Annotated in this window: 11 protein-coding genes and 1 pseudogene; all 12 read left to right on the top strand. The window is 67.9% G+C overall.

The genetic code is table 11. The annotated features are described in order from the left end of the window. A partial coding sequence (locus K2Z83_RS09335) for an NADH-quinone oxidoreductase subunit C (protein WP_220594904.1) occupies window positions 1-194 on the top strand: 194 nt, incomplete at its 5' end. Window positions 195-303: 109 nt separating this feature from the next. Further along, complete coding sequence (nuoD, locus tag K2Z83_RS09330) at window positions 304-1,539, top strand: NADH dehydrogenase (quinone) subunit D (protein WP_220594903.1); 1,236 nt, start codon at window positions 304-306, stop codon at window positions 1,537-1,539. An 82-nt stretch (window positions 1,540-1,621) separates the two neighbouring features. After that, window positions 1,622-2,473, top strand: coding sequence for an NAD(P)H-dependent oxidoreductase subunit E (nuoE, locus tag K2Z83_RS28905; RefSeq protein ID WP_255603646.1), 852 nt, complete (start codon window positions 1,622-1,624; stop codon window positions 2,471-2,473). Window positions 2,474-2,532: 59 nt separating this feature from the next. After that, the gene (nuoF, locus tag K2Z83_RS09320; protein ID WP_220594902.1) at window positions 2,533-3,825 is read left to right on the top strand and encodes an NADH-quinone oxidoreductase subunit NuoF; all 1,293 of its coding nucleotides are present in this window, start codon (window positions 2,533-2,535) and stop codon (window positions 3,823-3,825) included. A 201-nt stretch (window positions 3,826-4,026) separates the two neighbouring features. Then, window positions 4,027-6,822 (top strand): NADH-quinone oxidoreductase subunit NuoG, encoded by a 2,796-nt coding sequence (gene nuoG, locus K2Z83_RS09315; protein WP_220594901.1) that lies wholly within the window; start codon window positions 4,027-4,029, stop codon window positions 6,820-6,822. Window positions 6,823-6,894: 72 nt separating this feature from the next. Next, window positions 6,895-8,094: an NADH-quinone oxidoreductase subunit NuoH gene (gene nuoH, locus K2Z83_RS09310; RefSeq protein WP_220594900.1), complete on the top strand. Its 1,200-nt coding sequence runs from the start codon at window positions 6,895-6,897 to the stop codon at window positions 8,092-8,094. A 73-nt stretch (window positions 8,095-8,167) separates the two neighbouring features. Next, complete coding sequence (gene nuoI / locus K2Z83_RS09305) at window positions 8,168-8,665, top strand: NADH-quinone oxidoreductase subunit NuoI (RefSeq protein ID WP_220594899.1); 498 nt, start codon at window positions 8,168-8,170, stop codon at window positions 8,663-8,665. After that, entirely contained in the window at window positions 8,666-9,238 is a 573-nt protein-coding gene (locus tag K2Z83_RS09300) for an NADH-quinone oxidoreductase subunit J (RefSeq protein ID WP_255603645.1), read from the top strand. It abuts the gene before it with no gap. A 61-nt stretch (window positions 9,239-9,299) separates the two neighbouring features. Next, window positions 9,300-9,602, top strand: a complete 303-nt coding sequence (gene nuoK / locus K2Z83_RS09295; protein WP_220594898.1) for an NADH-quinone oxidoreductase subunit NuoK — start codon at window positions 9,300-9,302, stop codon at window positions 9,600-9,602. Window positions 9,603-9,680: 78 nt separating this feature from the next. Next, window positions 9,681-11,492 (top strand): NADH-quinone oxidoreductase subunit L, encoded by a 1,812-nt coding sequence (gene nuoL, locus K2Z83_RS09290; RefSeq protein WP_255603644.1) that lies wholly within the window; start codon window positions 9,681-9,683, stop codon window positions 11,490-11,492. Window positions 11,493-11,496: 4 nt separating this feature from the next. Beyond that, window positions 11,497-13,059, top strand: coding sequence for an NADH-quinone oxidoreductase subunit N (locus K2Z83_RS09285; RefSeq protein WP_255603643.1), 1,563 nt, complete (start codon window positions 11,497-11,499; stop codon window positions 13,057-13,059). Window positions 13,060-13,119: 60 nt separating this feature from the next. Next, window positions 13,120-13,863: pseudogene (locus tag K2Z83_RS09280) on the top strand (DUF4058 family protein). Window positions 13,864-14,008: the final 145 nt, after the last annotated feature.

Below are 14,008 nucleotides of genomic sequence, written 5' to 3'. Positions count from 1 at the left end.
GATCACCTGCCCGGACTGCTGCTCAAGTACGCCCTAAAGGGCAACCCGGCCACCCGGCCCTCGCGCGCATCCTCATGCCCGACGACTGGGTCGGCCACCCGCTGCGCAAGGACCACCCCCTCGGCGATGAGGAGGTCGCCTTCACCTTCAACCAGGATCGGATCTACGCGCATAAGCCGTTTGCCAAAGAGTGATCCCATCGCGGTGTAAGGGCGCAGCAGGATGCGCCCTCCACGCATCACTCTAAGCGCTAATGCATTCCGCAAGCGCATCCTGCTGCGCCCCAACGAGCGGATAAGCCCAATGACCCAGACATTCCTCATCCCCGCGCCCCAGGAGATCACCGGGCCGGCGCTGGCGGGCGCGACTGAGACGATGGTGCTGAATATGGGGCCGCACCACCCGAGCACCCACGGCGTGCTGCGCCTCGTGCTGGAGCTCGATGGCGAGACGGTGGTGAATGTCGCGCCCGATATCGGCTTCCTGCACACCGGCATCGAGAAGACGATGGAGAGCAAGACCTACCAGAAGGCGGTGGTGCTCACCGACCGGATGGACTACCTCGCGCCGCTCTCGAACAACCTCTGCTACGCCCTGGCCGTCGAGAAGCTGATGCAGGTGGAGGTGCCCGAGCGCGCCCAGGTCGTGCGCGTGCTGCTCACCGAGCTCCAGCGCGTCTCCTCGCATCTGGTCTGGCTCGGCACCCACGCCCTCGACCTGGCGGCGATGAGCGTCTTCCTCTACGCCTTCCGCGAGCGCGAGCAGATCCTCGACCTCTTCGAGCTGGTGTCCGGCGCGCGCATGATGACGAGCTACTTCCGGGTGGGCGGCCTGGCCTACCCGCTGCCGGGCGACTTCATGCCCACGGCGGCGGCCTGCATCGAGAGCCTCGGCCCGCGCATCGATGAGTACGAGGACCTGCTGACGAATAACCCGCTCTGGCTGGAGCGCACCGTCGGCGTGGGCGTGCTCGACGCCGAGGCCGCCACGGCCTATGGGCTCAGCGGGGCGAACCTGCGGGCCTCGGGCGTCAACTACGATGTGCGCAAGATGACGCCCTACTCCGGCTATGAGACCTACGACTTCGCGGTGCCGCTGGGTAGCGGCGGCGACACCTTCGACCGCTACCAGGTGCGCATGGCCGAGATGCGCGAGAGCCTGAAGATCGCCCGCCAGGCCTGGCAGCGCCTTGAAGACCTCGGCCCCGGCCCGGTGATGACCGGCGACCGCAAGGTGGCCCCGCCGCCGAAGGAAGAGATCACGCACAGCATGGAGTCGCTCATCCACCACTTTAAGCTGTGGACCGAGGGCTTCAAGCCGCCGCGCGGCGACGTGTATGTGAGCGTCGAGTCGCCCCGGGGCGCCCTCGGCTGCTACCTGGTGAGCGACGGCAGCCCGAAGCCCTGGCGTGTCCACTTCCGCGCGCCCTCGTTTGTGAACCTCCAGGGCCTGTCCCACATGGCGAAGGGCCGCCTGGTGGCCGACCTGATCGCCCTGACCGCCAGCCTTGACCCGGTGCTGGGAGAAGTCGATCGGTAATGTTGAATGTTGAATGTTGAATGTTGAATGGCAGCCATTCAACATTCAACATTCAACATTCAACATTCAATATTGAATGCATATGCTTTTAGATACCCACAAGTCAGAGATCGAGGCTCTCCTCGGCCGCTACGCCAGCACGCGCAGCGCGGTGCTGCCGCTGCTCTATATCGCCCAGGACACCTACGGCCACCTGACGACCGAGGCGATCCGCGAGGTGGCGACGATCCTCGACCTGCCCTACACCGATGTCCACGAGGTGGTGGGCTTCTACACGCTGTTCTACAACAAGCCGATGGGCGCGTGGGTGCTCCAGGTCTGCGACGATGTGCCATGCTGCTACCTGGGCGCCGAGGAGCTGATCACGGCGCTCAAGGACGCCCTGGGGATCGTCGAGGAGCAGACGACCGGCGACGGCGTGTTTACGCTGCAGCGGGTGAAGTGCCTGGCCGCCTGCAACCGCGCCCCGGTGCTCCAGGCGAACCTCGACTATGTGTATGAGGTGACGCCCGCCCGCGTCGGCGCGCTGCTGGACAGCCTGCGCTCCCGCGTCGCCGAGGCGAGGCAGCGCGGGGTCTCTGGGCGCTTCGCCGAGGACTATGCCTTCGCCGCGGATGGCGCGCTCACCCACCTGGGGCGCCCGGCGGGGATCGTGGCTGAGGAGGTCGCGCCGGTGGCTGAGGAGACTGCGCCGGCGGCTGAGGAGACTGCGCCGGCGGCTGAGGAGACTGCGCTGGCTGAGGAGGCCCATGCCCAGGCTGAGCAGGCCTCGCCCACCCAGCTCGCGCCCGACGGCTCGCCCGCCGGCGAGATGCCTAAGCCTGAGACGGCGGCAGGCGGCGATGCCATCCCGGCACACGCCGCCCAGCAGGAGCCGCCCGCGGAGCCATCCGAGGAGACGCCCGCACGGGCTGGCGAGCGCTCGCCCCTGTAGCCCTGGCGCAATCTGTAATCTGCAATCTGCAATCTGCAATTCTAGATCGGGAGCAACTCATGGCCCTGACAGAGCATATTGTGATGCGGGATCTAGACATCCCCGACATCGGTGACTTTGGCGTCTACCTCCAGCACGGTGGCTACGCGGCCCTGCGCAGCGCCCTCACCGAGAAGACGCCGGCCGATGTGGTGCAGATCGTGCGCGAGTCGGGGCTGCGCGGGCGCGGCGGCGCGGGCTTCCCCACCGGTATGAAGTGGGGCTTCCTGCCGAAGGGCCTCTACCCGCGCTACCTGCTCTGCAACTGCGACGAGAGCGAGCCCGGCACCTTCAACAACCACCAGATCATCGACAAGAACCCGCACCAGCTGATCGAGGGCGTGGCGATCTCGGCCTACGCGGTCGAGGCGCACACGGCCTTCATCTACGCGCGGGGCGAGTTCGCCGCCGCCGCCGTCACCCTGGAGCGGGCGGTGGCCCAGGCCTATAAGGCCGGCTTCCTCGGCAAGAATATCCTCGGCAGCGGCTTCGACCTGGATGTGGTAGTCCACCGGGGCGCGGGGGCCTACATCTGCGGCGAGGAGACGGCGCTGATGGAGTCACTGGAGGGCAAGATCGGCCAGCCCCGGCTCAAGCCGCCCTTCCCCGCCGTCGCCGGGCTCTACGGCAAGCCGACGATCATCAACAATGTGGAGACGCTGGCCAATGTGCCGCGCATCCTGGAGAAGGGCGTGGCCTGGTACCGCAGCTTCGGCACCGAGAAGAGCCCCGGCACCAAGTGCTTCTCGCTCTCCGGCCACGTCAACCGGCCCGGCAACTACGAGATCCCCTTCGGCCTGCCGCTGCGCGAGCTGATCTATGGCGCCGAGTACGGCGGCGGCATGAAGGACGACCGCCCGGTGAAGATCGTCATCCCCGGCGGGGCCTCGGCCCCCTGGCTCACTGGCGCGCAGCTTGACGTAACGATGGACTACGAGGGCGTGGCGGCGGCCGGCTCGATGCTCGGCTCGGGCGCGGTGATCGTGCTGAACGACACAGTGAAGGCGCCGCACCTGGCCTACAAGATGGACGAGTTCTTCAAGCACGAGAGCTGCGGCAAGTGTACGCCCTGCCGCGAGGGCACCCACTGGCTGGTCAAGGTGCTGCACCGCCTGGCCGAGGAGGGCCACGGCAGCGAGGACGACATCAAGACGCTGCACGCGATCTACACGCAGATGGCGGGCAACTGCTTCTGTCTGCTCGGCGAGAGCGCGGTGATGCCGATCAAGAGCGCCCTGAAGATCTTCCCGCAGGAGTTTGAGGAGATCGTGGCGGCGAGCAATCATGCAATCCCGTTGACGCCGGCCCGGTGACGGTCACGGCGTTCATGCGGCCCCTGTAGGGCCGAAGCATTCGCACCGGATGAATGAGATCATGCAACCCCGTGCATTGCGCCACGCATTGTAGGGCCGAAGCATTCGCTCCGGATGAATGGGCGGGAACGCATACAACAGGGGCGAATGCTTCGGCCCTACAGTGTACGTGGATCATATCTAACGCGAGAGACATATCTTATGCCCGATATAACCCTCACCGTCGATGGCGTGGCCGTCACGGTGCCCGCCGGGACGAACATCGTCGATGCGGCGCGCATGGTCAACACGTCTATCCCGGTTTTCTGCTATCACCCGCGGCTCAAGCCGGCCGGCATGTGCCGCATGTGTCTGGTGCAGGTGGGCACGCCCCGGATCGACCCGGCCACCCGCCAGGTGGTGCTTGACGAGGGCGGCAGGCCGGTGATCGCCATGATGCCGAAGCTGCAGACCGGCTGCACCACGCCGGTGAGCGAGGGCATGGTGGTGAAGACGGTGTCCGACGAGGTGAAGTCCGCCCAGCGCGGCGTGCTGGAGTTCCTGCTCACCTCGCACCCGCTGGACTGCCCGGTGTGCGATAAGGGCGGCGAGTGTCCGCTGCAGAACCTGACGATGGGCTGGGGGCCGGGCTCCTCGCGCTTCGAGTATAACGATAAGGTTCACTTCGAGAAGCCGGTGGCTCTGGGCGACCTGATCTATCTCGACCGCGAGCGCTGCATCCTCTGCGCGCGCTGCGTGCGCTTCCAGGACGAGGTGGCCGACGACCAGGTGCTCGGATTCGATAACCGTGGCCGCAACTGGATGATCATCTCGAAGAGCGACCCGCCCTTCGATAGCAAGTTCTCGGGCAACACCACCGATATCTGCCCGGTGGGCGCGCTGACGAGCAGCGACTTCCGCTTTAAGGCGCGGGCCTGGGAGCTACAGAGCAAGCCGGCGGTCTGCACGCTCTGCCCGGTGGGCTGCAACATCAGCCTGGACATGCGCCACGACAAGCTGATGCGGGTGATGCCGCGCGAGAACGCGGCGGTCAACGATATCTGGATCTGCGACAAGGGCCGCTTTGGGCACCGCTTTATCGAGAGCGGCGAGCGCCTGACGACGCCGCTCGTCCGCCGGGGCGGGAGGCTGGAGCCGGCGAGCTGGGCCGAGGCCACGCGCCTGGTGGCCGAGAAGCTGGCCGCCATCCAGTCGAGGGCCGGCGGTGCGGCGATCGGCGGCCTCGCCTCGCCCCGCCTGAGCAACGAGGACCTCTACGCCTTCCAGAAGCTGTTCCGCGAGCAGCTGGGCAGCGGCAACCTCGACCACACGATCGGCGCGCCTGGCGAAACCGCCGCCGATGACTTGGGCGCCACGCTGGGCGTGGGCGCGGGCACCAACCTGATGCAGCTCGGCAAGGGCGCGGCGGTGCTGGTGCTCGGCGCGGACCCCGAGGAGGAGGCCCCGCTCTATATGCTGCGCCTGCGCGGGATCGCCCAGCGCGGCGGCGCGCTGGTGGTGGCCGGGCTGCGGCCGACCAAGCTGGAGCGCTCGGCGACCAGCCGGCTGCGCTACCGGGCCGGCGGCGAGCTGATGTTTGTGCGCGGCCTGCTCAAGGCGGCCTATGAGGCGACGGGCACCACGCGGCTGGCGGTGCGCAACAGCGGGCTGGAAGAGCTGCGCGCAATGCTGAATAAGCTGAGCGTGGCCGATGCCGCCGCCGCCTGCGGGGTGTCTGAGGCTGACCTGCGGGCCACGGCGAAGACCTTCCTGGATGCCGACCACGGGGTCATCGTCTACGGGTCTGAGGCACGCTCGGCCGGCCCGGCGCTGGCGCAGGATCTGGCGGCCCTGGCGATGCTGGCCGGCAAGGCCGGCAGGGCCAACAGCGGCCTGCTCGCGCTGCTGCCCGGTGGCAACAGCCGGGGTGCGCTGGACATGGGCCTGCGCCCCGACGCGCGGCCCGGCTACGCCGCCACGCCCAGCCGCAGCATGGGTGCCCGCGAGATGTGGGCCGCCGGCGCGGGCCGCCTGCGCGCCCTGTGGGTCGCCGGGCTCGACCCGGCCGCCAGCCTGCCGGCCGCCCGCGCGGCGATCGATGCCGCCGAGTTTGTGGTGGTGCAGGACATGTTCCTGACCGCCACCGCCCAGCTGGCCGACGTGGTGCTGCCGGCGGCCAGCGTGGCCGAGCGTGAGGGCAGCTACACCAACGCCGAGCGGCGGGTCCAGCGCTCGCGCCAGGCGGCCCACCCCCTCGGCGAGAGCCGCCCCGACTGGCAGATCGTCCAGGGCGTGGGCCAGGCCCTGGCGGAGATGGCGATCGCGGGCGTTTGGAACACGAAGGACGCGAACGCGAAGGGCGCGAAGGGCGCGAATCTGAAAGACGCGAACGCGAAGGGCGCGAAGGGCGCAAAGGGCGGGTCTGCTGTGGCGGTGGCCGATGCGCCGGGCTGGGACTATCTGACCGCCGGGGAGCTGGCGGCTGAGATCGCCGAGCGGGTGCCGGGCTACGCTGGGATCACCTACGCGGCCCTGTCGGCCACCGGCAGCGGCGGCCAGTGGGGGCGTCAGGTGAACGAGGCGATCTTCTACGACGGCACCAGCTACGAGAACACCGAGGGCGTCGGCATCCAGTGCCCCTCGCTGGCCGAGGCGACGCGGGCTGTCTTCAGCCTGGCCCCGCGCCCCGCGCCGGCCACCGTCGCCACAGCCGAGCGCCCGCTGCTGCTGCTGGCCCAGCCCCTGGCCTACGACGGCGACCCGCTGCTGCGTGGCGGCAAGCTGGCGGCCCACGTGCCGGCCGCCTATGTGGCGCTGAGCCAGGAGGACGCCGCGCGCCAGGGCATCCGCGCCGGCGATGAGGTGCGGCTCGTGTCGGCTGTGGGCGAGGTGCGGCTGCCCGCCCGCGTCGTGGCCGACCTGCCCCAGGGCGTTGTGGTCGTCCCGGCCAACCTGTCCGACGCCGACCTCGCCGCCGTGCAGACCGGCCCGCGCACGTATGTGATGGTAATGATGTAGGGCCGAAGCATTTGGGTTTGTCGCGAAGCGACAAACCCAAATGCTTCGGCCCTACCATCACCGGGGAAATATATGGATCTGCTCATTCTGGTCATCCAATGCTTCGTGATCACCCTGGCGGTGACGGGCGGGTTCGCCTACCTGACACTCTTCGAGCGGCGGCTGCTGGCCCGCTTCCAGAACCGCGTCGGGCCGAACCGGGCCGGGCCGAACGGCGTCCTCCAGCCGATCGCTGACGCGGTGAAGCTGTTCTTCAAAGAGGACATCATCCCCTCGCGCGCCGACAAGTGGGTCTACCTGGTGGCCCCGGCGATGGCGGTGATACCGGCGCTGATCATCTGGGCGGTGATCCCCTTCGGCTGCCTGAATGTCAACTGGGACTACGCGGCCTGCTTCAGCGCGAGCGGGGCCGGCCTGCATAACATCCTGCAGATCGCCGACATCGACGTGGGCGCGCTCTACCTGCTGGCCGTCACGAGCATCGGCGTGTACGGCATCACCCTGGCCGGCTGGGCGAGCAACAGCAAGTACTCGATGCTCGGCAGCATCCGCTCCTCGGCCCAGCTGATCTCCTACGAGCTGGCCCTGGGCTGCGCGGTGCTCTCGGTGGTGATGACCTACGGCACGCTCAACACGCGCCTGATCGTGCTGCAGCAGGGCGGCCTCTGGGGCGTGGTGCCGCAGCTGCTCGGCTTTGTGCTCTTCCTGGTGGCCTCGACGGCTGAGGTGGTGCGCGCGCCCTTCGACCTGGTGGAGGCCGAGCAGGAGATCGCCGGCGGCTATAACACTGAGTATGGCTCGATGAAGTTCGCCCTCTTCTTTATGGCCGAGTACATCAAGCTGATCGCCGTCAGCGCGATCGCCGTGACCTTCTTCTTCGGCGGGTGGCGCTTCCCCGGCCTGGAGACGCTCGGCCGCGGGGTGACGGAGCTGGCCGGCCCGGTGGCCGGCGCCCTGGTGGTGGGGCTCGTCTCGCTAGGCGCCTTCCTGCTGAAGGTGGTCTTCTTCCTGTTCCTCTCGGTCTGGGTGCGGGCCTCGTGGCCGCGCATGCGCTACGACCGGCTGATGACCTTCGGCTGGAAGTGGCTGCTGCCGCTGGGCCTGCTGAACATCGTCTACACGGCCGTGGTCTTCGTGCTGGTGCCGGGGCAGGCGACGGCCTCGCTGGTGCTCTGCGGCATGGGCATCATCACCCTGGCGCTTACGGCCGGTCTGAGCCGCTCGGCGAGGCCCGCCGGCATCGTGACGGCGGCGAAGGCATCGGGGGACTAATCGTAAGGGCGCCCCTTGTGGGCGCCCACAAGGGGACGCCCATAAGGGGCGCCCACAAGGGGACGCCCATACTATGCTCGGTGAACTGTTCAAGGGGATGCGGACCACCCTGCGCTATATATTCCGCCAGCCGGTGACGGTGCAGTACCCTGAGGTGAAGCGGCCGGTGCGCGAGCGCTTCCGCGGGCGTCACGAGCTGAAGCGCTTCGCCAACGGCCAGGAGCGCTGTATTGGCTGCTCGCTCTGCGCGGCGGCCTGCCCCGCCGACGCGATCCTGGTGGTGCCGGCCGAGAACGACCCGGCGAGCCCGCGCTCGCCAGGCGAGCGCTACGCGGCCACCTACGAGATCAACATGCTGCGCTGCATCTTCTGCGGCTACTGCGAGGACGCTTGCCCGACCAACGCGATCGTCCTGGAGCACCAGTATGAGCTCTCGTTCTACGACCGTAAGGCGGCTATCTACACCCAGGATATGCTGCTGGTGCCGAAGGATAAGGGCCACGGCGAGATCCCGCCGCTGCTCCAGCAGATGAACCGTCGGCCCAGCCCGCCCGCACAGATTGATTTGTGATTGCAGATTGCAGATTGCAGATTTAAATCTGCAATCTGCAATCTGCAATCTGCAATGGAAGACGCTATGGATCTTATCCTCTTCATCATCACCAGCGTGATCGCGCTCTTCGGCGCGGGGGCGATGCTGATCACCCGCAACGCGGTACACAGCGCCCTGTTCCTGCTGCTGAACTTCGGCGCGATCGCGGTGCTGTTCCTGCTGCTGCAGTCGCCCTTCCTGTTCACCATCCAGCTCACGGTGTACGCCGGCGCGATCATGGTGCTGTTCCTGTTTGTGGTGATGCTGCTGGGCGCCGAGCGGGTCGAGGATATGCCCGACCGGCTGGCCTGGTCGCGCCCGCTGGCGATGGCGCTGGGCCTGGCGCTGCTGGCGGTGGCCGGCGTGGTGGCGCTGCGCACCCCGCCCGTGGCTGTGCCCGACAGCGCGCAGGCCGCCGGCTTCGGCGAGCCGGCCGAGCTTGGCGCGCTGCTCTTCACCCGCTACCTGCTGCCCTTCGAGATCACCGGCGTCATCCTGCTCGTGGCCGTGATCGGCGTGGTGGTGCTGAATCAGCGCGGAATGAAAAGGTAAAAGGTAAAAGGTAAACAGCCTGCTGTTTACCTTTTACCTTTTACCTTGACACGGAGTGTCTATGGTCCCTACGATCTACTATATCCTGCTCAGCGCGGCCCTGTTCACGATGGGCGTGCTGGGCGTGCTCATCCGGCGCAATGCGATCGTGGTGTTTATGTCGGTCGAGCTGATGCTCAACGCGGCAAACCTGGCCCTGGTGGCTTTCGCCCGCCAGCGCCTCACGGTCGAGGGCCAGGTGATCGTCTTCTTCGTGATCACGGTGGCTGCCGCCGAGGTGGCCGTCGGCCTGGCGGTGTTGGTGGCGATCTTCCGCAGCAAGCGCACCGCCGATGTGGATGAGGTGAGTACATTGAAGGGATGAAGGAAGAAGGATGAAGGATGAAGTGAGGCCGACACTCCTCATCCTTTATCCTTCATCCTTCATCCTTGAGGTGAAGTGATGCAGTACCTGATCTGGCTTATCCCGGCCCTGCCGCTAGCCGGCTTCCTGCTCAACGTGTTCCTGGTGCGCGACGAGCGCCAGTCGGGCCTGATCGCCAGCGCGATGGTGATCGGCTCGTTCCTGGCCGCTGTGGCCGCCACCGTCGCCCTGGCCGGCATGCCAGAGGACGCCCGGCGGATCAGCTCGACGGCCTGGCAGTGGATCAGCGCGGGCAGCTTCCAGGTGCCCTTCGGCCTGCTGCTCGACCCGCTGACCGCCGTGATGGCTCTGCTGATCACCGGGGTGGGCGGGCTCATCCACGTCTACTCGATCGGCTACATGCGCGGCGACGCGCGGGTGGTGCGCTACTTCGCCTACCTGAACCTCTTCATCACCATGATGCTGGTGCTGGTGATGGCGAACAATATGCTGCTGCTCTTCCTGGGCTGGGAGGGCGTGGGCCTCTGCTCGTTCCTGCTGATCGGCCACTGGTTCGAGCGCAAGACGGCCGGCGAGGCGGCGGTGAAGGCGTTTGTGGTCAACCGGATCGGCGACGCCGCCTTCATCCTGGCCATGCTGGCGATCTACGATAACTTCGGCACGCTGAACTTCTACGAGGTGGCGGCGGGCGGGCAGACCCAGGCCGGCTTCCTGGAGCGGGTCGGCGAGATCGCCGGCCGCAGCTTCGGGCCGAGCTGGCAGCCCATCCTGCTGGTCACCGGGATCGCCTTCCTGCTGCTGGTCGGGGCCACCGGCAAGTCGGCCCAGCTGCCGCTCTTCGTCTGGCTGCCCGACGCGATGGCCGGCCCCACCCCGGTGTCGGCGCTCATCCACGCGGCCACCATGGTCACGGGCGGGGTCTACCTGATGGCCCGCGCCGAGACGATCTTCACCGCCTCGCTGTCCACGCAGAGCTGGGTGCTCTTGGTGGGCGCGCTGACGGCGCTCATCGGGGCGACGGCCGCCGTGGCCCAGTGGGATATCAAGCGGGTGCTGGCCTACAGCACGATCTCGCAGCTCGGCTTTATGGTTGCGGCCTGCGGCTCCGGGGCCTACGTGGCCGCGATCTTCCACCTGCTCACCCACGGCGTGTTTAAGGCCCTGCTCTTCTTGGGCGCCGGCTCGGTGATCCACGGGACGAACGACACGCAGGATATGCGCCGCCTCGGCGGGCTGCGCGAGAAGATGCCGACCACCTTCTGGACCTACATTATCGGCGCGGGGGCGCTGGCCGGCATCGTGCCGCTGGCCGGCTTCTGGAGCAAGGACGAGATCCTGGGCGGGACGTTGGTCGGTGGCAATGCGCTGGCCTTCACCCTGCTGTTCCTCTCCTCGCTGCTGACCGCCTTCTACATGGGCCGCCAGGTGGCCCTGATCTTCTCCGGCACCCCGCGCGACCCGGCGGTCCACGCCCACGAGAGCGGCCGGGTGATGACCGTGCCGCTGGTGGTGCTGGCGGTGGGCGCGGTGATCGCCGGCGCGATCAACCTGCCCTTCGCCGTGGTACTACTCCACCCGCGCGGCCAAGGTGGCGCCCGGCAAGAACGATCCGCTCTACCACTACAGCGGCGATATCTGGGAGGGCGCCGAGGCGGCATGGTACGTCGACAGCTTCTACGCGCGCACGGTCGTGAGCGGGTTCAGGTGGCTGGCCGGCTTCTTCTCGCGCGTCTTCGACCCGCAGGGTGTGGACGGGCTAGTGGGCGGCGTGTCTACGCTCGTCGGCTGGGGGGCCGGCGGGGTGCGCCGCCTGCAGAGCGGCTATGTGCGCACCTACGCCCTGGTCTTCACGGTCGGCGTGGTGCTCGTGCTCGGGTATATGGTGCTTAGGTAATTGCAGATTGCAGATTGCAGATTGCAGATTGACACAATCTGCAATCTGCAATCTGCAATCTGCAATCCTGACCCTACGAGAGTTGTTATGCAACCTATTGAGATGCCCGCCGTAAACCTGGCTCTGCTGGCGCCGATGCTGATCATGTTCGGCTGGGCGGCGGTGCTGCTGCTGGTGGATGTCTTCGTCATCCCGGAGGGCGGCGAGAGGCTGACCGGCTACCTGGCGATCGCCGGCATGGTGGTGGCCGGGCTGGCCGGGCTGCCCCTGTGGGGGCTGAGCGGCGACACCTTCAGCGGCATGATCGTGCTCGACCGCTACTCGCTGACGCTGACCTGGATCTTTCTGATCATCGGCGCGCTGAGCGTGCTGATGGCGCTGGACTACCTGCCGCGCCAGGGCATCCAGCAGGGCGAGTTCTACCCGCTGGTGCTCTTCGCGGTGGGCGCGATGATCCTGATGGCCCAGGGCGCGAACCTGATCGTGATCTTCTTGGGCGTCGAGCTGCTCTCGCTCACGCTCTACATCCTCACCGGCTTCGCCTACCCGCGGGTCACATCCGAGGAGGCGGCGATGAAGTACCTGGTACTCGGCGCCTTCGCCGCCGGCTTCTTCGTCTACGGGATCGCGCTGATCTACGGGGCCACCGGCACGCTCAGCCTGGCCGGGATCGCCGCGTACCTGGGCCGGCAGACCTTCGCCGCCGTCGATCAGACCCTGCTGCTGGCCGGGTCGGGGCTGGTGCTGATCGCCTTCGGCTTTAAGGCCTCGCTGGCGCCATTCCACATGTGGACGCCGGATGTCTACGAGGGCGCGCCGACCCCGGTGGCGGCCTTTATGAGCGTGGGCACGAAGGGCGCGGCCCTGGCCGCGCTGCTGCGCATCCTGACCCAGGCCCTGCCGGCGCTCCAGCCGATCTGGCTGCCGCTGCTGGCCACGCTGGCCGCCCTGACGATGCTGACCGGCAGCCTGGGGGCGATCGTCCAGCGCAATGTGAAGCGCATGCTGGCCTACTCTAGCGTCGCCCACGCCGGCTACATCCTGGCCGGCGTGATCGTGGCCTCCACACAGGCGCGGGGCACCGAGTCCTTCCTCTTCTACCTGCTGGCCTACGCCCTGACGAACCTGGGCGCCTTCGCGGTGCTGGTGGCCCTGGAGCAGCGCGGCGAGGCGGCATGGAGCCTGGACTCCTACGCCGGCCTGGGCCGGCGTCAGCCGCTGCTGGCCGTGGCCATGGCGGTGTTCATGCTCTCGCTGGCCGGCGTCCCGCCGACGGCCGGGTTCATGGGCAAGCTCTATGTCTTCAGCGCGGCATGGGCCGGCGGGCTGGGCTGGCTGGCTCTGGTCGGCGTGCTCACCAGCGCGATCTCGGCCTTCTTCTACCTGCGCCTGGTCGCCCGCATGTTTATGCAGGAGTCGCCCGAGGGCGAGCCTATCGTCGAGGTCAGCCGCAGCGCCGGCCTGGACATCTGGATCGCCGTGGCCGCCACGCTGCTGATCGGGCTGGTGCCGGCGCCCTTCATCACCCTGATCGAGCGCTCGCTGGTGGCCGCCGGGTCGTAGGGTGGAAGTGGCCTGCTGTGTTATCATGCCCCTGCAACGAGCAGCGGGGAGGTGACGCGTATGGAGCTGCCATTTCCTGGGATGGGCCCCTGCCTTGAGGCGCCGAGCCTGTGGCCGGATGTGCATCACCGGCTGATCTCCATGATCGGCGATCAGATCTAGGGCAAGCTCACGCCCGGCTACCGCGTCGTGATCACGCCCTCTGTTGTGTTCGAGAGCATCGAGATCGCGCCGGTGCGCCGGGTCTGCCCGATGTGGCGGTGGTCGAGCGCGAGCCGCCCGGCCCGGGCGGCGGCGCGGCGGTCGCCATCGATGCCGCGCCGCTCACCCTGCCGGCCGTGATGACCGTGCCGGTCGAGTACGCCCGCATCGAGATCCGCACCGTGCGCGACCAGGCGCTGGTCACGGCGATCAAGCTGCTCTCGCCGGCCAACAAGCGCCCCGGCCACGACGGGGCCGAGGCCTATGAGAAGAAGCGCCAGGAGATCTTCTCTAGCACCGCCCACCTGATCGAGCTCGACCTGCTGCGCGCCGGCGTGCGCCCGCAGGTGGCCCGGCCCCTGCCCGCTGCGGCCTACTTTATCTTCATCGTCGCTGCGCGCGGCGATCAAGCCGGTGCCGGTGCCGCTGCGCCACCCCGACCCGCCGGTGGCCCTCGATCTGGGTGCGGCCATCCACGAGGCCTACCGCCGCGCCCGCTACGACCTGGAGATCGACTACGCCGCGCCGCCCCCCGCGCCCGAGCTCCCCGCCGCCGCCGCCTCGCTCGACGCGCACCTGCGCGAGCGCGGGCTGCGTGGCTAGCCCATCCACCGGCTAACCTGTCGGCCACAACGAGACACCCAAACACATTGCTCAGCGCTCTGCGCTCTACAGCCCGGCCACCGCCGGCACGACCGTCTCGCCGAGCAGCATCAGCGGCTCGATATCCTCGGCGTCGGGGGATGGT

The sequence above is a fragment of the Oscillochloris sp. ZM17-4 genome, from assembly GCF_019599295.1.
GTDB lineage: Bacteria > Chloroflexota > Chloroflexia > Chloroflexales > Chloroflexaceae > Oscillochloris.
Note: the sequence above shows the minus strand (reverse complement) of the source record. Positions and strands in the feature narration are given on the sequence as shown.